This window comes from Pseudomonas sp. URMO17WK12:I9, from assembly GCF_900230165.1.
In the GTDB taxonomy this organism is placed as follows: domain Bacteria; phylum Pseudomonadota; class Gammaproteobacteria; order Pseudomonadales; family Pseudomonadaceae; genus Aquipseudomonas; species Aquipseudomonas fulva.
Genome location: NZ_OCMQ01000001.1, coordinates 468,387 through 491,981, shown reverse-complemented (window position 1 = coordinate 491,981; position 23,595 = coordinate 468,387). Strand labels below are relative to the sequence as shown.

Sequence of the window (23,595 nt, the reverse complement as noted above, 5' to 3'; positions counted from 1 at the left end):
CCGTCCTCAGATCACGATCAGGTCGGCCTGCAAGGCGCCGGCCTGTTTCAGGGCTTCGAGAATGGCCATCAGGTCACCGGGCGCGGCGCCCACCTGGTTCACCGCCCGGACGATTTCATCCAGCGTGGTACCCGGGCCGAACTTGAACATCGGCTTGGCTTCCTGCTCGGCATTGACCCGCGAGCGCGGGACCACGGCGGTCTGGCCGTTGGAAAGCGGGCCCGGCTGGCTGACGATGGGGTCTTCGGTGATGGTCACGGTCAAGCTGCCGTGGGTCACCGCCGCTGGCGACACCTTGACGTTCTGGCCGATGACGATGGTGCCGGTACGCGAGTTGATGATCACCTTGGCCACTGCCTGGCCTGGGTCGATTTCCAGGTTTTCCAGGATCGACAGGTAGTCCACCCGCTGGCTGGGGTCCATCGGCGCGCTCACGCGCACCGAACCACCGTCCACGGCCTGGGCCACGCCAGGGCCGAGCAGGTCATTGACTTTGTCGACGATGTGCTTGGCGGTGGTGAAGTCGGGGCGGTTGAGGTTCAGGGTCAGGGTGTTGCCCTGGTTGAAACCGCTTGGCACTGCCCGCTCAACGCTGGCGCCGCCCGGGATACGGCCGGCAGACGGTACGTTGACGGTGATCCGCGAGCCGTCGCGGCCTTCGGCATCGAAGCCGCCTACCACCAGGTTGCCTTGGGCGATGGCGTAGACGTTGCCGTCGATGCCCTTGAGCGGGGTCATCAACAGGCTGCCCCCGCGCAGGCTCTTGGAGTTACCGATCGACGATACGGTGATGTCCACCACCTGCCCTGGCTTGGCGAAAGCCGGCAAGTCGGCATGCACCGACACCGCAGCGACGTTCTTCAACTGCACGTTGCCCGACCCAGGCGGCACCTTGATGCCGAACTGCGAGAGCATGTTGTTGAACGTCTGCAGGGTGAAAGGCGTTTGCGTGGTCTGGTCGCCGGTACCGTTGAGGCCGACGACCAGGCCGTAGCCGATCAACTGGTTGGAGCGTACGCCCGAGATGCTGGCGATGTCCTTCAGGCGCTCGGCTTGCGCCGCGCAGGCGCAGGTCAGCAGCAAGGTGGCGGTGAGCAGTTGCCTCAGGTTGAGCATGGTCAGGGTACTCAGAAGGGCCAAAGCGGGCTCATGAAGAAGCGGTCCAGCCACCCGGGCTGGCTGGCATCGGCAAACGAGCCGGTACCGGAATAGGTAATGCGCGCATCGGCCACCCGCGTGGACGGCACGGTGTTGTCGGTGGCGATGTCGTCGGCGCGAATGAGCCCGGCGATGCGCACCAGTTCTTCACCGGTATTCAGGGTCAGCCACTTCTCGCCGCGCACGGCGATGATGCCATTGGGCAGCACTTCGGCCACGGTGACGGTCACCGAGCCGGTCAGGGTGTTGCCCTGGGTGGCCTTGCTGTCGCCCTTGGTGGTGCGATCACCGCTGTAGCCGGCATCGAGCGACAGGTCGCCGCCGCCGAACGGGTTGTTGGTGTTCGGCTTGGCCCCGAACAGCGACGACAGGCCAAGGCTGGCCTTGCTGTTCTTCTGAATCTGGGAGCCTGCGTTCTTGCTGGCCGACGTGCGCTCGTTCAGCGTGATGGTGATGATGTCACCCACACGGAACGCCTTGCGGTCGCCGTACAGGTTCTGCTCGAACCCGGCCTGGTAGATCGAACCGTTGTTGGCCGCTGCCGGCAAAGGGGTGCGCGGGAGCACCGGCGCATAGTACGGGTCGTTGGGCTTGGCCGCCGGGGCGACGCAGCCTGCAAGCAACACCGCACCGCCCAGGGCGAAAACGGACAACAGACGATTCATGATGCATACCTCGCGGGTGCTACGGAAGTTGCTGGGATCACAGCTGCTGGGTAACGGTCTGCAGCATCGAGTTGGCGGCAGATATGACCTTGGAGTTCATCTCGTAGGCGCGCTGGGTGGTGATCATGTTCACCAGCTCTTCCACGGTGCTGACGTTGGAGTTCTCCAGGGTTTGCTGCAAGGTGGTACCGAAGCCGTTCAGGCCTGGGGTGCCGACCTGGGGGGCGCCGCTGGCGGCCGTTTCCAGGAACAGGTTGCCACCAATGGCCTGCAAGCCCGCCGGGTTGATGAAATCGGCGGTCTGGATGTTGCCGATCACCTGGGCGGCCGGGTTACCGGCGGTGGTGATGGACACGGTACCGTCCTGGCCAACGGTGAAGGTCTGCGCGTCGTTGGGCACGACGATGGCAGGCTCCAGGGCGTAGCCGTTGGCGGTGACGATCTGGCCATCGGAGTTGAGGTGGAAGGTGCCGTCACGGGTGTACGAAACCGTGCCATCTGGCTGCAGGATCTGGAAGAAACCGCGACCATTGACCGCCATGTCCAGCGGGTTCTCGGTGGTCTGCAGGCTGCCAGCCACGAAGCTTTTCTGGGTGCCGACGATGCGCACGCCAGTACCCACCTGCAAGCCAGAGGGCAGCTGGCTGTCCTGGGTGGACTGGGCGCCTGGCTGGCGACGGATCTGGTACAGCAAGTCCTGGAACTCGGCGCGATCACGTTTGAAGCCGGTGGTCGACACGTTGGCCAGGTTGTTGGAAATCACCGTCAGGTTGGTGTCCTGGGCGGACAGGCCGGTTTTGGCGACCCATAGAGCTGGAAGCATGTAAGTTCTCCTCGCGCGCCTGTTTTACGGCACCCGTTCAAATGTCATTAGCCGATTTGCAAAACCCGCGCCATGGCTTCATCGCCTTCCTTGGCCGCGCTCATCATCTTCACGTGCAGCTCGAACTGGCGGGACAACGCCAGCACCGAAGTCATCTCCTCGACTGCGTTGACGTTGCTGCCTTCAAGAAAGCCCGACACCACGCGAACATTGACGTCGGCATCGGCCGGCTGGCCGCTGGCCGGGTGGATCAGGCCGTCTGCGCCCTTGTTCAGGCCCTTGGTGTCCGGGTTGACCAGCTTGATGCGGTCGACCTCGGCCATCACCCGTGGGTCTTCGCCCATGGAGCGAATACTGATGGTGCCGTCGGCACCCACTTCCACCTTCTGTTCAGGTGGAATGGCAATCGGGCCGCCGTTGCCGATCACCGGCATGCCGTTACCGGCACGCAACACGCCCAGGGCGTCGATGTTCAGGCTGCCGGTGCGCACGTAGGCTTCGCTGCCGTCAGGCGCCTGCACGGCGATAAAGCCATGCCCGCTCACCGCCACGTCCAGGTCGCGACCGGTTTCGATCATCGGCCCTTCGCTGAAGTCGGTGGCCGGGCGCTCGGTCAGGGCAAAGGCCCGCGCCGGGAAGCTGTCGCCAAAGACCGGCATCGAGCGGGCCTGCTCCAGGTCACGCTGGAAGCCGTTGGTGGAAACGTTTGCCAGATTGTTGGCGTGGGCCTTCTGGGCCAGCGCGTTCTGGCTGGCGCCGGTCATGGCCACGTAAAGCAATTTGTCCACAGCATCTCCTCCGCGCGCCAGTACCGCGCTGTCATCGGGCAGGGTCAAGCAATAATCGAACCAGCTTTGCACCCCGGTGAATCAGGCACTTCAGCGCGACGGCTTTAGCGTCGGTGTCAGTTTGTTGGCATCGGATCAGCACGCCTGGATCAGTGATCGCGGCAGGCGCCGTTTTTATAGGGGCCGGCAAACCGGGTCCAGCCTGAACCCGGGTTGCCTTGGACGCAGATGTATCGCCCGGTGACCAGGCTTTGCCACAGGAAGAAAGGCCTCGGGGCGGCCTCTGCCCATTGGGCACTGCCGCCCCCTATCACCAGGAGCAAGGACAACAAACCGGCATGCTTCACCGACCTTGCCCTTGAACCCCACGTATCACGCCTGAGCACGTCATCAGCTCATCTGAATGATGGTCTGCATGATGGTGCTTTCGGTGGAAATCGTCTTGGCGTTGGCCTGGTAGTTGCTCTGCGCCTTGATCAGGTTGACCAGCTCGCCGGTCAGGTCGACGTTGGAATCTTCCAGCGAGGAACCTGCAATCTGGCCCAGGGTGCCGGTGTCCGGCGCGCCGATCACCGGGACACCCGACGAAAACGACTCCTGCCAGTTGGTCCCGCCAATCGGCGTCAGGCCTTGCATGTTGGAGAAGCTGGCGATGGCGACCTGGCCGATGACCTTGTTCTGGCCATTGGTGAAGTTGGCGAACAGGAAGCCGCCCTTGTCGACCGAAAGACCGGTCAGTTCACCGGTAGCGAACCCGTCCTGATCCTTGGCGGTCACGGCCGAGGCCGCGTTGTACTGGGTCATGCCCAGCATGTCGAGGCTGACGCCGCCGGGGCTGGCGTTGGCGCCGTTGGCCGACCACTGGCCGGCAGCGTTCTTCTGCGCGGGGATCCAGTTGTCCAGGTTGAAGGTCTTGTTGGCATTGATGGACAGGCCACCGGCTACCGGCCCGGCCGTGAGGGCATCGGCGTTGAGCGTGCCGTCGGACTTGAACGGCAGGTCATTGATCAGCGGCTGCGTGGAGGTCGGGTCCTGTGGGTTGCGACCGTCGATGGTGCTGTACATCTTCCAGGAATTGGACGTGTCATCCTTGATGAAGTACTGGTTCAACTGGTGCGCATTGCCCTGGCTGTCGTACACGTCGCTTGAGAACGTGAAGTTGTAGCTCTTGACGTCGGCTGGGTCGAACGGGGTGACCGTAGGCGCGCCATCGCTGGACTTGAGGTTGACCGTCTGGTCGATCTTGGACGTGGCCTTGGGGGTGAGATTGGCCGTGTCGATCTGAAGGTTGGTCAATACCCCCTGGACCACCTGGCCATTCTCGTCGACGCCATAACCTTGCAGGTTGGCGCCGCCGGCATTGACGACGAAGCCCTGCTTGTCACTGTAGAAGGCCCCGGCCCGAGTATAGATCTTCGAGCCGTTGTCGTTGAGCGCGAAGAAGCCGTTGCCGTCGATGGCCATGTCCAGTGCCTGGCCGGTGCCGTTGATGTTACCGGAGCTGAACTGCTGGGAAATGGCGGCGGTTCTTACACCGGTACCAATGGTGGTGCGGCCGGCGCTGGTGCCGCGAATGGAGCTTGAGTACTGGTCGGCGAATTCGGCGCGCGAGGCCTTGAAGCCGGTGGTGGCGACGTTGGCAATGTTGTTGCCGGTTACGTTCAGGGCCTTGTTGGCTGCATTGAGGCCACTTAAGCCAATGTTGTAAGACATACGCTAACTCCTGAAGATGTGCCCTAGGCCCTAGATGCCGATGCTTTGAATGGTGGAAAGTGGAACGCTGCCCAGCCCTGCCAGGTTCAGCGACATTTCGCCGCCGTTGGTGCCCATGGTCACGCTGGTGACGGTGGCCGGCAGGTTGGTGGTCATGGCCGTGGCCGTGCCGTTGATCGAGGCGGTGGCCTTGAAGCTGTAGGTGCCGGCCGGCAGGGCCTCACCGGCGTCATCCTTGCCATCCCAGGTGAAGTCCACCTTGCCGCCAGCCTGGGAACCCAGATCGAGGGTGCGCACCAGCTTGCCGTCCTTGTCGTACACCCCCACCGAGGTGGCGGTACTCGAGCCGGTCAGGTTCACCGAGCCCTTCATGTCCTTGCTGGTGTCGACCATGGCCTTGTCGGTCTGCACGATCACATTGCGCCCGACCAGCGACGATGCCTGCAAGGCCTGGGAAGACTGAAACGCACCGGCGATGTAATTGACCGAGCTGTTCAGGGTCTGGATACCTTCCAAGCTGCTGAACTGCGCCAACTGCGCCACGAACTCGCCGTTCTGCTGCGGGTCGAGGGGGTTCTGGTTCTTCATCTGGGTGACCAGCAGCTGCAGGAAGGCATCTTTGCCCAGCGCACTGCCGGCGGCGCCGGTCTTATCGTCGTTCTTGCTTTCTTTGCGTTGCAGCGAGTTCAGGTAGCTACTACCGACGTCGCCTGTGGCATTGGTGGTGGTCATGTCGGCGTCCTATCACTGACCCAGGGTCAGTACCTTCTGCATCATGCTCTTGGCCGTGTTCATCAACTCGGCATTGGTCTGGAACGCGCGGCTGGCCGAGATCATATCAGCCATTTCCTCGACCACGTTGACGTTGGGGTAATACACGTAGCCGTCCTTGTTAGCCGCCGGGTGGCTGGGCTCGTAGCGAGCCTCGAGGTTGCTCTGGTCCTCGACGATGCCGGTTACCTGCACGCCCTGCCCTGCCTCGCCCTGGTCCTCGAACAGCGACTGGCTGGTGCCGGCCTGGGTGTTCTGGAACGTGGTGGCGAACACGGGGTGACGGGCGCGGTAAGTCTGGTCGATGCTCGACGAGACCGTCTCGGCGTTGGCGATGTTGGAGGCGACGGTGTTCAGGCGCGTGTTCTGCGCGCTCATGCCGGAACCGGCAATGTTGAAGACACTGGAAAGGGACATGGTCATTCTCCCCGCAGGGCTGACACCAGCCCTTTGAATTTACTGTTGAGCAACGTGAAGCTGGCCTGGAAGCCGATGGCATTTTCGGTGTAGTTGGACTGCTCGATCTGCGCGTCCACGGTATTCTGATCGATCGAGGGCTGCATCGGCGTGCGGTACTTGAGGGCTTCGTCGCTCAGCGCCACGCCGTCGGCCTCGATGTGCCGGCTGTTGGTGCGCTCCAGACCGAAGCGGCCGCCGTTCTGCTGCTTGTCGCTTTCGGCGGCCAGCACAGAGGCGAAGTCCAGGTCACGGGCCTTGTAGTTGGGGGTGTCGGCGTTGGCGATGTTGTTGGCCAGCACTTCGGCGCGTTGCGCACGAAAGCCCAGGGCCTTTTCATGGATACCAAGCGCCTTGTCGAAGCTGATGCTCATGTCGGGGAAACCTTCAGCGGTTGACCAGAGTGTCGTTGCCGAAGGTTTTAGCAAGGCTTGTGCCAACATCTGCAAAGCCCGGATTCAAGGCCTTGCAGCCCTGCTCGCAGGGGCGCGATGCCAGAAAAGCGGCAAACCGCACGTGGCCGAATGGCCACAAGCGGCAAAAAGAAGCGCACTTGAGCGGCAAAACAAAAATTTGACGTCAGCGGCAGGGCCGACTCAGTGAAGGCCGCTGACAAGACGTCTTGTCAGCGCCATATACGACTCAGGCCTACTTGGCCTGGTAGATGATCCCCGGGCTGCATTGCACCATCTGGTAATGATCCGGCAGGCCGTTGAGGGCTTCGGATGCGCCCAGGAACAGATACCCGCCCGGCTTGAGCGTGCTGTGGATGCGCAGCAGGATGTCTTTCTTGACCTGGGCCGAGAAGTAGATCAACACGTTGCGGCAGAACACGATGTCGAATTTGCCCAGGCTCGCATAGCTGTCGAGCAGGTTGAACGAGCGGAACTCCACCCGGTTGCGAATCGCCGGCTTGATGGCCCAGCGCCCCGGCCCCTTGGGGTCGAAGTAGCGCTGCAGGCGCTCGGCCGACAAGCCGCGGGCTATCGCCAGGCTGTCGTATTCGCCAGTCTTGCAGTTGTTGAGCATGGTGCCCGACAGGTCGGTCGCAACGATCTGCGCGCCCATTTTCAGCTGGCCCAGGTTGCTGCGTTCGAACTCGTCGATGGCCATGGAGATGGAGTACGGCTCCTGGCCCGACGAGCACGCCGCCGACCACATGCGCAGGCGCTGGCCAGGGTTGTTGCGGATGAACTCGGGGATGACCTTGTTCTTGAGCACCTCGAACGGGTAGGTATCGCGAAACCACAGGGTTTCGTTGGTGGTCATGGCGTCGACCACCTGCTCGCGCAGGCCGCCACGCGGCTGCGCCTGAATGCGCTGCACCAGCTCGCCCAGGCTCTTGATGCCCTGCTGCTCCATCAACTTGTTGAGGCGGCTGGACACCAGGTACTGCTTATTCTCGCCCAGCAAGATGCCACAGGCTTTTTCCAGAAATACCCGGAACTGTTCGAAATCCAAATTACCCGTAGACACTGCTGCCGCCTCTTTTCAATCACTGTGGCCGGGGCGAACCCCGGCGCCTTTCAATGCGCTGCCTTGATCCGGTCAACCACGCGCTGGGCCAGATCATCCGGCCGGAACTTGGCCAGGAAGTCATCGGCGCCCACTTTCTTGACCATCGCCTGGTTGAACACCCCGGACAGGGAAGTATGCAGGCAGATGTGCAGCTTTTGCATGCGCGGGTCGCTGCGAATTTCCGCTGTCAGGGTATAGCCGTCCATTTCCGGCATCTCAATGTCGGAAATCATCATCAGAAACTCTTCTTCGGGCTTCTTGCCTTCGTCCACCAACTGGCGCAGGTAGTTCAAGGCCTGGCGACCGTCATTGAGCGCCACCACCTCGACGCCGACGGTCTGCAGACAGCGGCTGACCTGCTTGCGTGCCACCGACGAATCGTCGACGGTCAACACCCGCAGCATCACGGCCTTGTCCTGCACCTCGGCGTCCACCACACCCGCCGACACCGACTCCGAAGACGGCGCGACCTCGGCCAGCACCTTCTCCACGTCGATGATCTCGACCATGCGGTTGTCCACCCGAGTGACTGCCGTCAGGTAGTGATCGCGGCCGGTCCCCTTGGGTGGCGGATGGATTTCTTCCCAGTTCATGTTGACGATGCGCTCGACCGAGTGCACCAGGAAGCCCTGGGTCTTGGTGTTGTACTCGGTAATGATCACGAAACTGCTGCGCGTGTCCTCCTGCAACGGGCGCAGGCCGGTGGCCATCGACAGGTCAAGGATCGGGATCGTCGCGCCGCGAATGTTGGCGACGCCGCGCACCACCGGGTGCGCCTTGGGCAGAATGGTCAGCGCAGGGCATTGCAGCACTTCCCTGACCTTGAAAACGTTGATGCCATAAAGCTGTTCGCCGTTGAGGCGGAACAGCAGCAGTTCCAGGCGATTCTGCCCTACCAGCTGTGTGCGCTGGTTGACCGAATCCATAACCCCCGCCATGCCGAACTCCTTACCTGTCAGCCATTCGTTGCCACTCACTCAAGAAGTCGGCACGGGCTTTGCTTTTTTGAGCGCCATGTACATGAAAACGACAGTTTCCCGACGATTGACGCGCCTGCTGGCTGGCTTGCTGGCCGCACTGTGCCTGCTGGTACCGGTTCGCACCTGGGCGGACACGTTCACCATGCCTGAACAGCTTATCGGTGTCACCCAGGGGTTTCTTGAGTTCACCGTCGAAGATTATCTCGCCACGACCCAAACGGCCGGCCGCTACGAGATTCAGGTCAACCCGTTGGACCCACGGTTGCGCATGCCCCTGTGCAGCCAGGCGCTCGACGCCTCGTTGGAAAGCCCGAGCGTGCCGCTGGGGCGGGTGACGGTGCGTGTGCGCTGCGACGGCGCGGCGCCTTGGACCGTGTTCGTGCCCGCCACTGTTCGCTTGTTCCGCGAGGTGGTCGTGGTCACCCGCCCGCTGCGACGGGACAACGTGGTGAGCGAAGGTGATGTGGCCCTGCGCGAACGGGACGTCGGCACGCTGGGCCAAGGGTTTCTGACCGATATGGGCCAGGCGGTCGGCATGAAGATGCTGCGCCCGACGGTGATGGATCAGGTGCTGACGCCTCAGCACCTGGAGCAGGCGGAGGTGGTGCGCAAAGGCGATCATGTGGTGATCGTTGCCCGCAGCGGCACGTTGAGCGTACGCATGCCTGGCGAGGCGCTGAGCAAAGGCGGCATCAGCGAGCAGATTCGGGTGCGCAACCTCAATTCCAAACGCGTGGTCAAGGCCATGGTGACAGGCCCGGGCCAGGTCGAGGTGAGCATGTAAGCCAGTGGGCGAAAGCCGCTGGCGCACGGGAACCGCTTTTTTTAGACTGTGTCAGAAAACGGGTAACAGGCTGTCGCTCAAGACAGCCACGCATTTGTGCCTAAAGTTTATCGTGAGTTGGCCGAAAACAAGGCAAGCGTCCATAAACCCAGAGGTTTTCTGATCATGGTCATCGACTTCAGTCGTTTGAATAATTCCCCGGCCGTCACCGGCGGCGTACGCGGCAGCAATGCCCCTGGCAGCACTGAAAAGCCGGCCGCCAGCCAGGAAACAGTAAAGGGCGCGGGTGCAAGCGGAGAAGCCGTACACCTGAGCCCAGAGGCCCAGCAGTTGCAAAAGATCAGCGACAAGCTGCGCGATGAACCCGTCGTCAACAGCGCCAAGGTAGCCCAGCTCAAACAGGCCATTGCCGACGGCAGCTACCAGGTTGATGCCGGCCGGGTCGCCAGCAAGCTGCTTGATTTCGAAGCACAGCGTTGACCGTCGGGTGCGCTGACTTCAATGGACGCTTGAAAACCGGGAGTTAGCCATGCATGACACCACGCTGCTGCAACTGATCGAACAAGACATTGCCCCCATGCAGGAGCTGCTCGAGCTGCTGCAGAACGAGGCCGTCGCGCTGCACGGTCGCGACATGCAGTTGCTCGAGCAGATCCTGGCGCGCAAACAGTCACTGATCATCCTGCTCGAACAACACGGCCAGCGCCGTGGCCAGTTGCTGACCGACCTGGGCCTGAGCGCAGACCGCGCCGGCGTACAGGCGGTGGCGGCGCAATCGCCGCACGGTGACGTGATGCTGGAGCGACTCGATACGCTGGCGCAGCTGATGGATGAATGTCAGCAGGTCAACTTGACCAATGGCCGTATCATTCAGGTTCAGCAACAGGTCACCAATAATCAGGTACGCATTCTCATGGGCGGTGACTCACCCTCGCTCTACAACAGCCGCGGCAGCACCTCGCCCCTGACCAAGCCGCGCGCCCTCAGCCAAGTGTGATTTCCCTATCAAGGCACGGCACATACTGGCAAAATGCTGTTAATTGCCTGTGTTGCTTTTGCCTGGAGAACGTCAAGCCGTGTTCAATGAATCCGATGCCCCGCAACCGCCCAAGGTGCTGAGCACACCCTTGGAAATTGCGGCCAATTTACGGCAGCTCCAGGAAAGTCACGACCCCCTGATCATCACCTTCCATGACCGAGGCCATCGCTTCCAGAGTTACGTGGTGGACGTCGATCGGGAAAACAATGTGCTGGCGCTTGACGAGCTGATCCCCCGCGACGGTGAGAAATTCATCGAAAACGGCGAGCATTTCCGGGTGGAAGGCTTTCATGATGGTGTGCGCATCGCCTGGGAATGCACCCACGGCTTGCGCATCAGCGAAGTGGACGGCCATCGCTGCTACCGCGGCGGCCTGCCACTGGAGATGACCTACCACCAGCGCCGCAACGCATTTCGTGCCGCGCTGAAGCTGTCGCAGCTGGTGGACATCATGCTTGATGGCACGCACCTCAAGGGCAATGGTGCCTTGCGTGGCAAGTTGCTGGATGTGTCAGCTACCGGGTGCAAGCTGCGCTTTGACGGTAATGTCGAGGATCGCCTGCAGCTGGGTCAGGTCTATGAACGCTTCAAGGCCGGCGCACCGCTTGGGTTGGTGGATACCATGGTCGAGCTGCGCCATCTGCATTATGAAGAGCGCATCAATACCACGTTTGCTGGGGTTCGTTTTCATAACCTCAGTGGGCCTGCCCAGCGCAAGGTGGAGAGTTTTGTCTATCAGCTGCAGCGTGAGGCGCGGCGGTTTGATAAGGACGATTATTGATTTGCAGCTGGCGGCTAGTTCGGTTTCTCGGCAGTTCTGGGGTTTGGTGGTATCGAGTAGGGTTTGAAGCGTTGGTGTAGGCGCTCAGGACGTGTAGGCATTCATTGGCGAGGGTGGCGCGCAGTCACCCTTCCGCCTTTACGGCGGCTCACTTTTTGTCTTGTCAAAAAGTAAGCAAAAACCGCCTGCTCCTATCATACGGCCCCTGCGCTGCGCTCCGGGGTTCCCTCGCTCCGGGCTTGCTCCCGGGAGGGCCGCGCTGCAGGCCCCATCCTGGGGCCCAGCGCTTGACAGGCATCCATGCCTGTCACCTCCCTGCGCAAGCCCTGCGCTCGGCCTCCTGAAGTCGCGATCTGCGGCGCCTGGGCTACCGCGCGCTTAGAAGCAGCAACAGCAACAGCTACAGCTACAGCAAAACAGCGCATGTCTCTGATTTCATGCTCAAGCAGCTGCCCAAACTTCCCCCACATTCAAACCGGCTTGTCCCCCTGAAGCTCCTCCTGCGGCGACTCGCTGTCTTTCTCGGCCTCCTCCGTATCCTCGGCCGCTACCGGTGTCTGCATCACATCCTGCACGGTCTGCTCATCCACACGTGGGTCCAGCGCTGCCGACAGGGGCGAGCCGGCGGCGGGCATGGCGACGTGGCCCAAGGGGGCATCCTGGACCTGGTGCAGGCCAGTAACGGCTTTTGGACGGATGCGCCAGACCAACACGAGGGCAAAGAACACGAAGAAGGCGTACAACATCTGCACCCCCAGCACTTTCATCAGCACGCCGGCAGCCAGTGGGCCGATGCACGCCCCTACGCCATAAGTCACCAGCAGCATGGCAGTCAGCGAAACGCGGCGCTCGCTCTCCACGTGGTCGTTGGAAAAAGCCACGGCCAGCGGGTACAGGCTGAACTGCAACAGCGACACCACAAAGCCCATGGCGAACAGCACCTCCAGCGGCACGTCGGGCAGGATCGCCAGCGGCGCGGCGGTCACAGCCAGCCCCACCGCGACACTGCGAATCAACACCGCACGGTCGTAACGGTCCGACAACCAGCCCAGCGGCCACTGAACCACCAGCCCTGCGAAGATGCAGCAGCCCATGAACAGACCGATCTGCTCGGTGCTCAGGCCCTGGCTGGCGGCATACAGCGGAGCAAGGCCGTAGAACGAGCCGACGATCAAACCCGAACCCAGTACGGTACTGAGCGACTGCGGTACGCGCTTGATGAAGAACTTCGGCTCCATGGGTGCCGGACGCAGCGGCGCAGGGTGGATGCGGCGGGTCATGGCCACCGGTACCAGGCACAAGGCGAAGCACATCGCGACCAGCATCAGCAGCTCAAGCCCCAGCTCAGGGTGCACCACCAGTATCAGCTGACCCAACACCAGGCCCAGGTAGGACGCGATCATGTACCCACTGAACACCGCGCCCCGGTACTTCACGTCCGCCTGCTCGTTGAGCCAGCTTTCGATGACCATGTACTGGCACATCATGCCCAGGCCCACGATCATCCGCAGCCCGACCCAGGCCGGCAGCCAGTTGGTCAGGCCATGCCCGAGCACGGCGGCGCCGACGATACCGGCGCAGGTGGCATAGGCGCGTATATGCCCTACTCGGCCGATGAGCCGGTGGCCGACCTTGCCGCCCACGGCGAGGCCGAAGTAGTTGGCCGCCATCAAGGCACCGACCCACAGGCTATCGACGTTGTCGGCAGCTAGGCGCAGCGCCAGGTAGGTACTGAGCAGGCCCGAGCCGATCAACATCATCAATGCAGCGAAATACAACGACTGAAACGGCTTCCAGATAGTGCGCATAAATCCCTTCGGCTCCCGGGTTGAGCTGGCAGTGGTACGTGCAGAATAAAGGCTTACGACAGGCGTTGCAGGCCCCGTGCTGCAAAATCGAATAGTCCCTCGTCCGTGGCCAGGTGATAGACGGGTCAGGCCACGCCACAGGGCACCGACGAACTTGGACAGCAGTCATTCGCGCAAGGTCATACCGTTTGCCGGTAACGGCAGGGCTGTCTTGTAACGCACCTGCTTGAGGGCGAAGCTGGAACGAATGTTGGCAACGCCCGGCAGGCGGGTCAGGTAATCCAGAAACCGCTCCAGCGCCTGAATGCTGGGCAGTAGCACACGTAGCAGGTAGTCCGGGTCGCCAGTCATCAGGTAGCACTCCATGACCTCGGGCCGTTCGGCGATCTCTTCCTCGAAGCGGTGCAATGCCTGCTCTATCTGTTTTTCCAGGCTCACATGAATGAATACATTCACATCCAGCCCCAGCACCTCGGGCGACAACAGCGTGACCTGCTGGCGAATGACGCCCAGCTCCTCCATGGCCCGCACCCGATTGAAACAGGGCGTAGGCGACAGGTTGACCGAACGTGCCAGCTCGGCGTTGGTAATGCGGGCGTTTTCCTGAAGGCTGTTGAGAATGCCGATATCGGTACGATCGAGTTTGCGCATGAGACAAAATCACCGGTTTTTTGTGTTTATGCGAAATGTTTATCTGGCCTGCTCGCCAAAGGCAATCAACTAGAGAGAAATATTCTGCGCCGAGGCAACTAACATGTAGTTAACGCTGACCTGCTGGTCACGAGCCGGCACTCAGCAGCGACCGCTTCAAAGCTCACAAAAACAAATACCCGAGCGAGCGTAAACAGCATGAACGAGTACGCCCCCCTGCGCCTGCATGTGCCCGAGCCTACCGGCCGGCCAGGCTGCCAGACCGATTTTTCCTACCTGCGCCTGAATGACGCCGGCCAGGTCCGTAAACCGCCCATCGACGTAGAAGCCGCCGATACCGCCGACTTGTCCGGCAGCCTGGTGCGCGTGCTGGATGAACAGGGCAATGCCCAGGGCCCCTGGGCCGAGGACATTGACCCCCAGGTACTGCGTCAGGGCATGCGCGCCATGCTCAAGACCCGGATCTTCGACAGCCGCATGGTCGTCGCCCAGCGCCAGAAGAAGATGTCCTTCTACATGCAGAGCCTGGGCGAAGAAGCCATCGGCAGTGCCCAGGCACTGGCGCTGAACCGCACCGACATGTGCTTTCCGACCTATCGCCAGCAAAGCATCCTGATCGCCCGTGACGTTTCGCTGGTGGACATGATCTGCCAACTGCTCTCCAACGAGCGTGATCCGCTCAAGGGCCGCCAGTTGCCAATCATGTATTCGGTACGCGAGGCTGGCTTTTTCACCATCAGCGGCAACCTGGCGACCCAATTCGTGCAAGCGGTGGGCTGGGCCATGGCCTCGGCCATCAAGGGCGATACCAAGATCGCCTCGGCCTGGATCGGCGATGGTGCCACCGCCGAATCGGACTTCCACACCGCCCTTACCTTCGCCCACGTCTACCGCGCCCCAGTCATCCTCAACGTGGTCAACAACCAGTGGGCGATTTCCACGTTCCAGGCCATCGCTGGCGGCGAGTCCACCACCTTCGCCGGCCGCGGCGTGGGCTGTGGCATCGCCTCGTTGCGCGTGGACGGCAACGACTTCGTGGCCGTCTACGCGGCCTCGCGCTGGGCAGCCGAACGCGCACGCCGCGGCCTCGGCCCCAGCCTGATCGAGTGGGTCACCTACCGTGCTGGCCCGCATTCCACGTCCGATGATCCGTCCAAGTACCGCCCTGCGGACGATTGGAGCCACTTCCCGCTGGGCGATCCGATCGCTCGCCTGAAGCAGCACCTGGTCAAGATCGGCCACTGGTCCGAAGAAGAACACCAAGCCACCACGGCCGAATTCGAGGCTGCCGTGATCGCCGCGCAGAAGGAAGCCGAGCAGTACGGCACCCTTGCCAACGGACACATCCCCAGTGCCGCTTCGATGTTCGAGGACGTGTACAAGGAAATGCCGGACCACCTGCGTCGCCAACGTCAGGAACTGGGGGTCTGAAATGAACGATCACAACAACAGCATCAACCCGGAAACCGCCATGGCCACCACCACCATGACCATGATCCAGGCCCTGCGCTCGGCCATGGACATCATGCTCGAGCGCGACGATAACGTGGTCGTGTATGGCCAGGACGTCGGTTACTTCGGCGGCGTCTTCCGATGCACCGAGGGCCTGCAGAACAAGTACGGCAAATCGCGGGTGTTCGATGCCCCGATTTCCGAAAGCGGCATCGTCGGCACGGCGGTGGGCATGGGTGCCTACGGCTTGCGGCCGGTGGTGGAGATTCAGTTCGCCGACTATTTCTATCCAGCCTCGGACCAGATCGTGTCGGAAATGGCGCGGCTGCGTTACCGCTCTGCTGGCGAGTTCATCTCGCCGCTGACCCTGCGCATGCCATGTGGCGGGGGCATTTATGGTGGCCAGACCCACAGCCAGAGCCCGGAAGCGATGTTCACCCAGGTGTGCGGGCTGCGCACCGTCATGCCGTCCAACCCCTATGACGCCAAGGGGCTGCTCATTGCCTCGATCGAGTGCGATGACCCGGTCATCTTCCTTGAGCCCAAGCGCCTGTACAACGGCCCCTTCGATGGCCACCACGACCGTCCTGTGACGCCATGGTCCAAGCATCCCCAAAGCGCCGTGCCCGACGGTTACTACACCGTGCCCCTGGACAAGGCAGTGGTAACCCGGCCCGGCAACGACGTCACGGTCCTCACCTATGGCACGACGGTCTATGTCGCCCAGGTCGCGGCCGAAGAGACAGGCGTCGATGCCGAGGTGATCGACCTGCGCAGCCTGTGGCCGCTGGACCTGGAAACCATCGTCGCCTCGGTGCAGAAGACCGGCCGCTGCGTGGTGGTACATGAGGCCACGCGAACCTGCGGGTTCGGTGCCGAACTGGTCGCGCTGGTGCAAGAGCACTGCTTCCATCACCTGGAGGCGCCCATCGAGCGCGTAACCGGTTGGGACACGCCCTACCCCCATGCACAGGAGTGGGCGTATTTCCCAGGGCCATCGCGGGTGGGTGCGGCATTGAAAAAGGTCATGGAGGTCTGAATGGGCACGCATGTCATCAAGATGCCGGACATTGGCGAAGGCATCGCGCAGGTTGAGTTGGTCGAGTGGTTCGTCAAGGTGGGCGACCTGATCGCCGAGGATCAGGTCGTGGCCGATGTCATGACCGACAAGGCCACGGTGGAGATCCCCTCCCCGGTCAGTGGCAAGGTCATGGCCCTGGGCGGCCAGCCTGGGGAAGTGATGTCGGTTGGCAGCGAGCTGATCCGCATCGAAGTCGAAGGCAACGGCAACCATGTGGACGCCCCGCAGGCCAAGGCCGCCGAAACACCACCTGCCAGCGAAGCCCCCAAGCAGGCTGCACAGGAACAACCCGCGCAGGCCACGCTGACGCCCCCGGCCAACCGCCCGGCCGCACCGCTGGCGCCCCGCCAGGCCAGCGACAAACCCCTCGCCTCGCCCGCGGTGCGCAAACGCGCGCTGGATGCCGGCATCGAGCTGCGTTATGTGCATGGGAGCGGCCCTGCCGGGCGCATCCTGCATGAAGACCTCGATGCCTTCCTCAGCCAGCCCCAACGCACCGGTGAGCAAGCGCCAAGCGGCTACGGCAAGCGCACCGACAGCGAGCAAGTCCCGGTAATCGGCTTGCGGCGCAAGATCGCCCAGCGCATGCAGGACGCCAAACGGCGCGTGGCCCACTTCAGCTACGTCGAAGAAATCGACGTCACTGCTCTCGAAGCGCTGCGCCAGCAGCTCAACGGCAAGCACGGCCAAGACCGCGGCAAGCTCACCCTGCTGCCGTTCCTGGTCCGTGCGCTGGTCGTGGCACTGCGTGATTTTCCACAGATCAACGCCACGTACGATGACGAAGCACAGGTCATCACCCGCCATGGCGCGGTGCACGTCGGCATCGCGACTCAAGGGGACAACGGCCTGATGGTGCCGGTGCTGCGCCATGCCGAGGCAGGCAACCTGTGGGCCAATGCAGCGGAAATCGCCCGTGTGGCCAATGCCGCTCGCACCAACAAGGCCAGCCGCGAAGAACTGTCGGGTTCGACCATCACCCTGACCAGCCTCGGCGCACTGGGCGGCATCGTCAGCACGCCAGTGGTCAACACCCCGGAAGTGGCCATCGTGGGCGTCAACCGCATGGTCGAGCGGCCCGTGGTCATCGACGGCCAGATCGTGGTGCGCAAGATGATGAACCTGTCCAGCTCGTTCGACCACCGTGTGGTCGATGGCATGGACGCCGCGCTGTTCATCCAGGCCGTGCGAAGCCTGCTGGAACAACCCGCCTGCCTGTTTGTGGAGTGAGCATGCAACCGATCATCGAAACCACGCTGCTGATCATCGGCGGCGGCCCCGGCGGCTATGTGGCCGCCATCCGCGCCAGCCAGTTGGGCATACCTACGGTCCTGGTCGAAGGGCAAGCGCTGGGCGGAACGTGCCTGAACATCGGTTGCATTCCGTCAAAAGCCTTGATTCATGTAGCCGAGCAGTTCCATCAAGCCACCCGGTTTGCCGAGGGCTCCCAACTTGGCATCCGCGTAGCCTCCCCCGAGCTGGACATTCATCAGAGCGTTGCATGGAAAGACGGTATCGTCGACCGGCTGACTACCGGTGTAGCCGCCCTGCTGAAAAAGCACGGGGTCAAGGTCATCCAGGGCTGGGCGAAGTTGCTCGACGGCAAGCACGTGGAGGTCGACGACCAGCGCATCCGCTGCGAGCACCTGTTGCTGGCCACGGGCTCGAGCAGCATTGAGCTGCCCATGCTGCCGCTGGGGGACGCCGTCATTTCATCGACCGAGGCACTGACGCCCACTACGGTGCCGCGCCATTTGGTGGTGGTCGGTGGCGGATACATCGGTTTGGAACTGGGCACTGCGTACCGCAAGCTGGGTGCGCAGGTGAGTGTGGTGGAGGCCCGCGAACGGGTGTTGCCCACCTACGACGCCGAGCTCACCGCCCCCGTGGCCGAGTCGCTGAAAAAGCTCGGCATCGCCGTTTACCTCGACCACAAGGTGGAAGGCTATGAGCAAGGCACGCTGGTGGCCCGCAATAGCGAAGGCTCGCCCCTGCGCCTTGATGCCGACAGGGTACTGGTAGCGGCCGGCAGGCGCCCGCGCACCCAAGGTTTTAACCTCGAATGCCTGGACCTGCGCATGAATGGCGCGGCGATTGCCATCGACGCGCAGTGCCAGACCAGCATGCGCAACGTGTGGGCCATTGGTGACGTGGCGGGCGAGCCGATGCTGGCGCACCGGGCGATGGCCCAAGGCGAAATGGTCGCCGAACGCATCGCTGGCAAGGCACGTCGCTTCGAGCCGGCTGCGATCGCTGCGGTGTGCTTCACCGACCCGGAAGTGGTCGTCGCTGGCCTGACCCCTGATCAGGCGGTGGCGCAAGGGCTGGACTGCATCGTGGCGCAATTCCCCTTTGCCGCCAACGGGCGGGCCATGAGCCTGGAGTCCAAGACGGGGTTTGTGCGGGTGGTGGCACGCCGCGACAACCACCTCGTGCTGGGTTGGCAAGCGGTAGGCGTGGCTGTCTCCGAACTGTCCACTGCCTTTGCCCAGTCATTGGAAATGGGCGCGCGGCTGGAGGATGTGGCAGGCACGATTCATGCCCACCCAACCCTGGGCGAGGCGGTCCAGGAGGCCGCCCTGCGCGCGCTGGGCCACGCACTGCACATCTGACCCTTGCCGCAGCCTGGGTCAGCCAGGTCATTGGGCGACGGCGTTCTTGCCTGCGCCCTTTGCCCGGTAAAGCGCCTGATCGGCGCGCGCCAGCAGACTGTGCGGGTCGTCGTCTTCGCGCCACTGCACCACGCCGTAGCTCAAGGTCAATCGACACTCGCCAATGGGCTCCAACTGCGCTACCACCTCGCGCAGTTGTTCGGCGCAGGCGCAGGCTTGCTCCAGGCTCGTCTGGGCCAGGACCAGGACAAATTCATCACCCCCCCAACGCGCCAGCAAGTCGGTAGTGCGCTGGCGTGAGCGCAATGCCTCGGCTACGCGAACCAAGGCGGCGTCCCCCTGCGCATGGCCGTATTGGTCGTTGATAGGCTTGAAGTCATCCATGTCCATGGCGATGATCGACAGCGGCTGGCGAAAGCGCTGAGCCCGCTCGCACTCCTGCTTGAGCACATTCTCCAACCGATAGCGGTTGGCGATGCGCGTCAGGGAATCACGCTCGGCAAGCTCGCGGTTTTCGTCCAGTTGGCGCTGGAGCTGCTCGTTCACCCAGGACAATTCGCGCGTGCGCTCGGCGACCAGACATTCCAGCGATTGGTTGCGCCGCTCAAGCTGCGCCAGTTGCCGCTTGCCGCTGTCGATGTTGCGATGGGCACCCAGCATGCGTGCCACCGAGCCGTCCGGATTGCGTGCAATGACGTACCCACTGTCTTCGACCCACAGGTAGCTGCCGTCGGCGCAGCGGCACCGGTACTCGACCAGGTAACGCTCGTTGCGCTGATGGATATAGGCATCGAAGTGGGCCATGACACGCTGGAAATCGTCGGGGTGGATCAACCGCTCCCAGGTCAATACCGAGTTTTCCTGCGAGTGAGGCGCATAGCCGAGCATGAGGTACCAGCCAGGATTGCGATAGACATAACCCGTGTTGGCATCCCAGTCCCAGATACCGTCGCTGATCAGGTCATAGAGCGTGTGCAGCTGCTCCTGGGTAAAGCCCGTGGGCACGGGGGTGACGTGCTGGTTCATGCAAACTCCTGGATAACCAGCAACTGCGCCCCCAGTCCAAGGGCTGCTGAAGGTGGACAGAGACGGCGCGCGCCCAGTGAGGGTGGCCTTTGACTGGGCAAGCATAGGGGTACGGGCGTAGGGCTGAAATACGTCTTAAGGCGTAGATTTGTAACGGGCGATTGGCGCAGGAGAACGGAGTGCTGGAGGCACTGGGGAGAAATGGCGTCCCAGGCAGGAATTGAACCTGCAACCTTCCCCTTAGGAGGGGGATGCTCTATCCAATTGAGCTACTGAGACACAACAACTGGCAGCAGGCGCTGCTCAGCGGGACGGCGTGCATGTTAACCAGCGTGTCGCCGTTTGTCATGTGTTGGAGTGCCATTTGAGCGTAATCCTTTTCCGCAGCCCTAGTGAGCCTGGATAACGCCCTCTTCTCGCAACATGCCCAGCAAGGCCTCCACTGCCGTGGACAGCGTAGTCGAGTTGTCCACCGTTCGTACGCCATAGTCGGCCGCATCACTCAAGCTGACATGCCGAGCCAGGCGCTGGTCGATCTCGGCTTGAGTCTCCCGGCCGCGGGCCTGCAGGCGTTGACGCAGGATATCGAGACTGACGTCCACACGGATGGCCAGCAAGTCAGGGTAGCGGATACGCGCCTGAGCCAGGTGGCCGCGCGAGCCGTTTACCAGCACCGACCTGCCCTGCGCTAGCCACTCGTCTATCTGCCGGGGAATGCCGTACTGCAACCCGTTGGCCTGCCAATGCATGGCGAACGCGCCTTGCAGCTTCATCTGATCGAACTCCTCGGCATCGACGCCTATCGCTGCCTCCCCTTTGGCCTCTGGCGAGCGTGTGATGACCCGACGGGCGATTTCGACACGCGCTGCCGCCAGCTGCGGTCTGGCAGCGTCGATCAATGAATCTTTGCCCGCGCCAGACGGTCCGATCAACAGAATCAGCCTGCCTTTAGGGCGCGAAACGCAGCTTGCATCATGGTGCATTGCCACTATGCTCTCTGGTTAAGAACCTGTGCGTTTGACGCTACTTTCGGCACAGGTTTCAGGTTTTTTGCAGGATTAGCGGGGATACATCTGACGTGAGGCCGCTAGTGGACGTGGGAAAATTTTAACCAGTGCTCATTTCTGATAATTGGTACTGGCATAAAGCCTTTATGAAGATCACTATTTGTCACAGAATTGACGCCAAGGAAACGGCAGAATTGAGGCAAGATGAGCGTCCATCTGCACAACCGGTTGAACATTTTGGCGATAAGGCGGTCGTATTTCCACCCCGCGCGGCCAATTTGAGAACCGCTTCCCCTGAACCAAAATCTGGTCAATTTATATGCGCCCAATGAAACAGGCTATTTATTCGAGCCGCACTGCTGACAAGTTCGTCGTTCGCCTGCCAGACGGGATGCGTGAGCGCATCGCCGAGGTAGCACGCAACCACCACCGCAGCATGAACTCGGAGATCATTGCACGCCTGGAGCAGAGCCTTATCCAGGAAGGTGCCCTGGGTGAGGAATTGAGCATGCGCCTGGACAGCCCTGAACTGTCGTTGCACGAACGCGAGCTGCTGCAACGCTTCCGCCAGCTCTCCCATCGCCAGCAGAATGCACTGGTTGCCCTGATTGCCCATGACGTGGAAATGGCCGCCGACGCTTCCTGACGCAAACCTTTGCTGTCACCCACAAAAAAGCCAGCTGATGCTGGCTTTTTTGTTTTGAGGGGTAGCCGCTTACCTGCCATCTATCACCCAGGCAGGCCAGGCGTTACGCAAGGCGTAACGCCCCGAGCCGTTAGAGCAGGAACACCGTGGCGAGCCCCAGGAAGATAAAGAAGCCGCCGCTGTCGGTGACTGCGGTGATCATCACGCTCGACCCCATTGCCGGGTCGCGCCCCAGCCGCGTCAAGGTCATCGGTATCAACACGCCCATCAGGGCCGCGAGCAGCAGGTTCAAGGTCATCGCGGCTGTCATTACCAGGCCCAGCGACCAGCTGCCATAGAGCCAGAAGGCCACGGCACCGATGACGCCACCCCATATCAATCCGTTGATCAAGGACACCGCCAGCTCTTTGCGCATCAGGCGCGAGGTATTACCGGGAGATACCTGGTCAAGGGCCATGGCGCGCACAATCATGGTGATGGTCTGGTTGCCGGAGTTGCCACCGATGCCCGCCACGATCGGCATCAGCGCAGCCAGGGCAACCAGCTTCTCGATGGACCCTTCGAACAAGCCGATCACCCGGGATGCGACGAAAGCGGTGATCAGGTTCACGGCCAGCCACGCCCAACGGTTGCGCAGCGAACGCCAAACCGACGCGAAGATGTCCTCTTCTTCGCGCAGACCGGCCATGTTCAGCACTTCGCTCTCACTCTCTTCGCGAATCAGGTCGACCATTTCGTCGATGGTCAGACGACCGATGAGCCGATCGCTCTTGTCCACGACCGGTGCCGATACCAGGTCATAGCGCTCGAAGGCCTGGGCTGCGTCGTAGGCGTCTTCATCGGGGTGGAAGGACACAGGATCGGTGGCCATCACGTCGGCCACTTGCTTGTCCGGGTCGTTGACCAGCAGGCGCTTGATCGGCAACACACCCTTGAGAATGCCATCGTGATCGACCACGAACAGCTTGTCGGTGTGGTTGGGCAATTCCTTGAGACGGCGCAGGTAACGCAATACCACTTCCAAGCTGACGTCTTCACGGATGGTCACCATCTCGAAGTCCATCAGCGCGCCGACTTGTTCCTCGTCATAGCTCAGCGCAGAGCGTACGCGCTCGCGTTGCTGGGCATCGAGGGTTTCCATCAGCTCGTGGACCACATCCCGTGGCAACTCAGGTGCCAGGTCGGCCAGCTCGTCGGCGTCCATTTCCTTGGCGGCAGCCAGCAGCTCGTGATCGTCCATGTCGGCGATCAACGACTGGCGCACGGCGTCTGACACTTCAAGCAGAATGTCGCCGTCACGATCCGAGCGCACCAGCTGCCAGACCGTCAGGCGGTCTTCGAGGGGCAAGGCTTCGAGGATGTAGGCGATATCGGCGGGGTGCAGGTCATCGAGCTTGCGCTGCAACTCGACGAGATTCTGCCGGTAGACGAGGTTTTCTACCAGGTCGTTGTGCGCACCCTCCTGGCGGTGGGTGACATCTTCGACCAGGCGCTGGCGCTGAAGCAGGTCAACGACCTGGGACAGGCGGTCCTGAAGGCTTTCTTGCGCTTTCTTTACTTCTACTTCAGTCATAGGCGAACTCCACTCCCAGCCGCGGAGCACGCCGGGGGAATCAATCGATTAGATCTATCTGTACGAAACGGTTTGGGGAGTAACTACTGGGTAAGTCCATGGTGGTAATCCACAAGCCCCGGCGGGGCTGACGGGCGCAATCATACACTGCTCAAGCTGACAGATCGCTTAAATTTTTGGCTATAACAATCGTTTGCGCGTCATTGCTCTGACAACGCATGAAACCATCGGTGCAATGGCATTGCGCGAGCTGGGTGTGCGCC

Annotated in this window: 24 protein-coding genes and 1 tRNA gene; 9 read left to right on the top strand and 16 right to left on the bottom strand. The window is 62.0% G+C overall.

The annotated features are described in order from the left end of the window. Window positions 1–6: 6 nt before the first annotated feature. From CRP40_RS02265 to CRP40_RS02215, 10 genes are all read right to left on the bottom strand, one after another. On the bottom strand, window positions 7–1,116 hold the full coding sequence (locus tag CRP40_RS02265; RefSeq protein ID WP_023533921.1) for a flagellar basal body P-ring protein FlgI: 1,110 nt from the start codon (window positions 1,114–1,116) through the stop codon (window positions 7–9). An 11-nt stretch (window positions 1,117–1,127) separates the two neighbouring features. Continuing rightward, the gene (gene flgH, locus CRP40_RS02260; RefSeq protein WP_023533931.1) at window positions 1,128–1,823 is read right to left on the bottom strand and encodes a flagellar basal body L-ring protein FlgH; all 696 of its coding nucleotides are present in this window, start codon (window positions 1,821–1,823) and stop codon (window positions 1,128–1,130) included. Between the two features lie 37 nt (window positions 1,824–1,860). Continuing rightward, complete coding sequence (gene flgG, locus CRP40_RS02255; RefSeq protein WP_023533986.1) at window positions 1,861–2,646, bottom strand: flagellar basal-body rod protein FlgG; 786 nt, start codon at window positions 2,644–2,646, stop codon at window positions 1,861–1,863. A gap of 47 nt (window positions 2,647–2,693) precedes the next feature. Beyond that, complete coding sequence (locus tag CRP40_RS02250; protein WP_027915936.1) at window positions 2,694–3,434, bottom strand: flagellar basal body rod protein FlgF; 741 nt, start codon at window positions 3,432–3,434, stop codon at window positions 2,694–2,696. A 390-nt stretch (window positions 3,435–3,824) separates the two neighbouring features. Beyond that, window positions 3,825–5,147: a flagellar hook protein FlgE gene (gene flgE / locus CRP40_RS02240; RefSeq protein WP_027915935.1), complete on the bottom strand. Its 1,323-nt coding sequence runs from the start codon at window positions 5,145–5,147 to the stop codon at window positions 3,825–3,827. A 30-nt stretch (window positions 5,148–5,177) separates the two neighbouring features. Continuing rightward, a complete protein-coding gene (gene flgD, locus CRP40_RS02235; protein ID WP_027915934.1) occupies window positions 5,178–5,879 on the bottom strand; it encodes a flagellar hook assembly protein FlgD in 702 nt (233 codons plus the stop codon). 12 nt (window positions 5,880–5,891) lie between these two features. Beyond that, window positions 5,892–6,335, bottom strand: coding sequence for a flagellar basal body rod protein FlgC (flgC, locus tag CRP40_RS02230; RefSeq protein WP_023533977.1), 444 nt, complete (start codon window positions 6,333–6,335; stop codon window positions 5,892–5,894). Window positions 6,336–6,337: 2 nt separating this feature from the next. Then, the gene (gene flgB / locus CRP40_RS02225) at window positions 6,338–6,748 is read right to left on the bottom strand and encodes a flagellar basal body rod protein FlgB (protein ID WP_023533958.1); all 411 of its coding nucleotides are present in this window, start codon (window positions 6,746–6,748) and stop codon (window positions 6,338–6,340) included. A gap of 274 nt (window positions 6,749–7,022) precedes the next feature. Beyond that, the gene (gene cheR, locus CRP40_RS02220; RefSeq protein WP_023533991.1) at window positions 7,023–7,850 is read right to left on the bottom strand and encodes a protein-glutamate O-methyltransferase CheR; all 828 of its coding nucleotides are present in this window, start codon (window positions 7,848–7,850) and stop codon (window positions 7,023–7,025) included. A 50-nt stretch (window positions 7,851–7,900) separates the two neighbouring features. Next, the gene (locus CRP40_RS02215) at window positions 7,901–8,830 is read right to left on the bottom strand and encodes a chemotaxis protein CheV (protein WP_023533940.1); all 930 of its coding nucleotides are present in this window, start codon (window positions 8,828–8,830) and stop codon (window positions 7,901–7,903) included. 76 nt (window positions 8,831–8,906) lie between these two features. On the opposite strand from CRP40_RS02215, the gene flgA reads away from it, so the two are divergent. The 4 genes from flgA to CRP40_RS02195 all read left to right on the top strand — a co-directional run bounded on the left by flgA (window position 8,907) and on the right by CRP40_RS02195 (window position 11,476). Beyond that, window positions 8,907–9,656, top strand: a complete 750-nt coding sequence (flgA, locus tag CRP40_RS02210; RefSeq protein WP_027915933.1) for a flagellar basal body P-ring formation chaperone FlgA — start codon at window positions 8,907–8,909, stop codon at window positions 9,654–9,656. Between the two features lie 165 nt (window positions 9,657–9,821). Further along, window positions 9,822–10,136, top strand: a complete 315-nt coding sequence (gene flgM, locus CRP40_RS02205; RefSeq protein WP_023533930.1) for a flagellar biosynthesis anti-sigma factor FlgM — start codon at window positions 9,822–9,824, stop codon at window positions 10,134–10,136. 49 nt (window positions 10,137–10,185) lie between these two features. After that, window positions 10,186–10,653: a flagellar protein FlgN gene (locus CRP40_RS02200; protein WP_027915932.1), complete on the top strand. Its 468-nt coding sequence runs from the start codon at window positions 10,186–10,188 to the stop codon at window positions 10,651–10,653. A gap of 79 nt (window positions 10,654–10,732) precedes the next feature. Next, window positions 10,733–11,476 carry a flagellar brake protein gene (locus CRP40_RS02195; RefSeq protein WP_027915931.1) on the top strand — a complete coding sequence of 248 codons (744 nt, stop codon included), beginning with the start codon at window positions 10,733–10,735 and terminating at the stop codon, window positions 11,474–11,476. Between the two features lie 470 nt (window positions 11,477–11,946). Here CRP40_RS02195 and CRP40_RS02185 read toward each other — a convergent pair whose 3' ends face one another. Together CRP40_RS02185 and bkdR are read right to left on the bottom strand one after the other, a co-directional pair. Beyond that, complete coding sequence (locus CRP40_RS02185) at window positions 11,947–13,284, bottom strand: MFS transporter (protein ID WP_027915930.1); 1,338 nt, start codon at window positions 13,282–13,284, stop codon at window positions 11,947–11,949. Window positions 13,285–13,449: 165 nt separating this feature from the next. Beyond that, the gene (gene bkdR / locus CRP40_RS02180) at window positions 13,450–13,935 is read right to left on the bottom strand and encodes a Bkd operon transcriptional regulator BkdR (protein WP_023533792.1); all 486 of its coding nucleotides are present in this window, start codon (window positions 13,933–13,935) and stop codon (window positions 13,450–13,452) included. A gap of 198 nt (window positions 13,936–14,133) precedes the next feature. On the opposite strand from bkdR, the gene CRP40_RS02175 reads away from it, so the two are divergent. The 4 genes from CRP40_RS02175 to lpdA are packed head-to-tail and all read left to right on the top strand — an operon-like array spanning window position 14,134 to window position 19,080. After that, window positions 14,134–15,366, top strand: coding sequence for a 3-methyl-2-oxobutanoate dehydrogenase (2-methylpropanoyl-transferring) subunit alpha (locus CRP40_RS02175; RefSeq protein WP_027915929.1), 1,233 nt, complete (start codon window positions 14,134–14,136; stop codon window positions 15,364–15,366). 1 nt (window position 15,367) lies between these two features. Further along, window positions 15,368–16,426 (top strand): alpha-ketoacid dehydrogenase subunit beta, encoded by a 1,059-nt coding sequence (locus CRP40_RS02170; RefSeq protein ID WP_027915928.1) that lies wholly within the window; start codon window positions 15,368–15,370, stop codon window positions 16,424–16,426. After that, window positions 16,427–17,698: a dihydrolipoamide acetyltransferase family protein gene (locus tag CRP40_RS02165; protein ID WP_027915927.1), complete on the top strand. Its 1,272-nt coding sequence runs from the start codon at window positions 16,427–16,429 to the stop codon at window positions 17,696–17,698. A gap of 2 nt (window positions 17,699–17,700) precedes the next feature. Beyond that, the gene (gene lpdA / locus CRP40_RS02160) at window positions 17,701–19,080 is read left to right on the top strand and encodes a dihydrolipoyl dehydrogenase (RefSeq protein WP_027915926.1); all 1,380 of its coding nucleotides are present in this window, start codon (window positions 17,701–17,703) and stop codon (window positions 19,078–19,080) included. Between the two features lie 27 nt (window positions 19,081–19,107). Here the strand turns inward: lpdA and CRP40_RS02155 are convergent, their stop codons facing one another. The 3 genes from CRP40_RS02155 to phnN all read right to left on the bottom strand — a co-directional run bounded on the left by CRP40_RS02155 (window position 19,108) and on the right by phnN (window position 21,089). Next, window positions 19,108–20,106: a diguanylate cyclase gene (locus CRP40_RS02155; RefSeq protein WP_027915925.1), complete on the bottom strand. Its 999-nt coding sequence runs from the start codon at window positions 20,104–20,106 to the stop codon at window positions 19,108–19,110. Window positions 20,107–20,308: 202 nt separating this feature from the next. Further along, window positions 20,309–20,385 (bottom strand) — tRNA-Arg (locus CRP40_RS02150). A gap of 110 nt (window positions 20,386–20,495) precedes the next feature. Continuing rightward, entirely contained in the window at window positions 20,496–21,089 is a 594-nt protein-coding gene (phnN, locus tag CRP40_RS02145) for a phosphonate metabolism protein/1,5-bisphosphokinase (PRPP-forming) PhnN (RefSeq protein ID WP_027915924.1), read from the bottom strand. 343 nt (window positions 21,090–21,432) lie between these two features. Between phnN and CRP40_RS02140 the strand changes: the two genes are divergently transcribed. Further along, window positions 21,433–21,759 (top strand): Arc family DNA-binding protein, encoded by a 327-nt coding sequence (locus CRP40_RS02140; RefSeq protein ID WP_027915923.1) that lies wholly within the window; start codon window positions 21,433–21,435, stop codon window positions 21,757–21,759. A 130-nt stretch (window positions 21,760–21,889) separates the two neighbouring features. Here the strand turns inward: CRP40_RS02140 and mgtE are convergent, their stop codons facing one another. After that, the gene (gene mgtE, locus CRP40_RS02135; protein WP_027915922.1) at window positions 21,890–23,332 is read right to left on the bottom strand and encodes a magnesium transporter; all 1,443 of its coding nucleotides are present in this window, start codon (window positions 23,330–23,332) and stop codon (window positions 21,890–21,892) included. Between the last annotated feature and the right edge of the window lie 263 nt (window positions 23,333–23,595).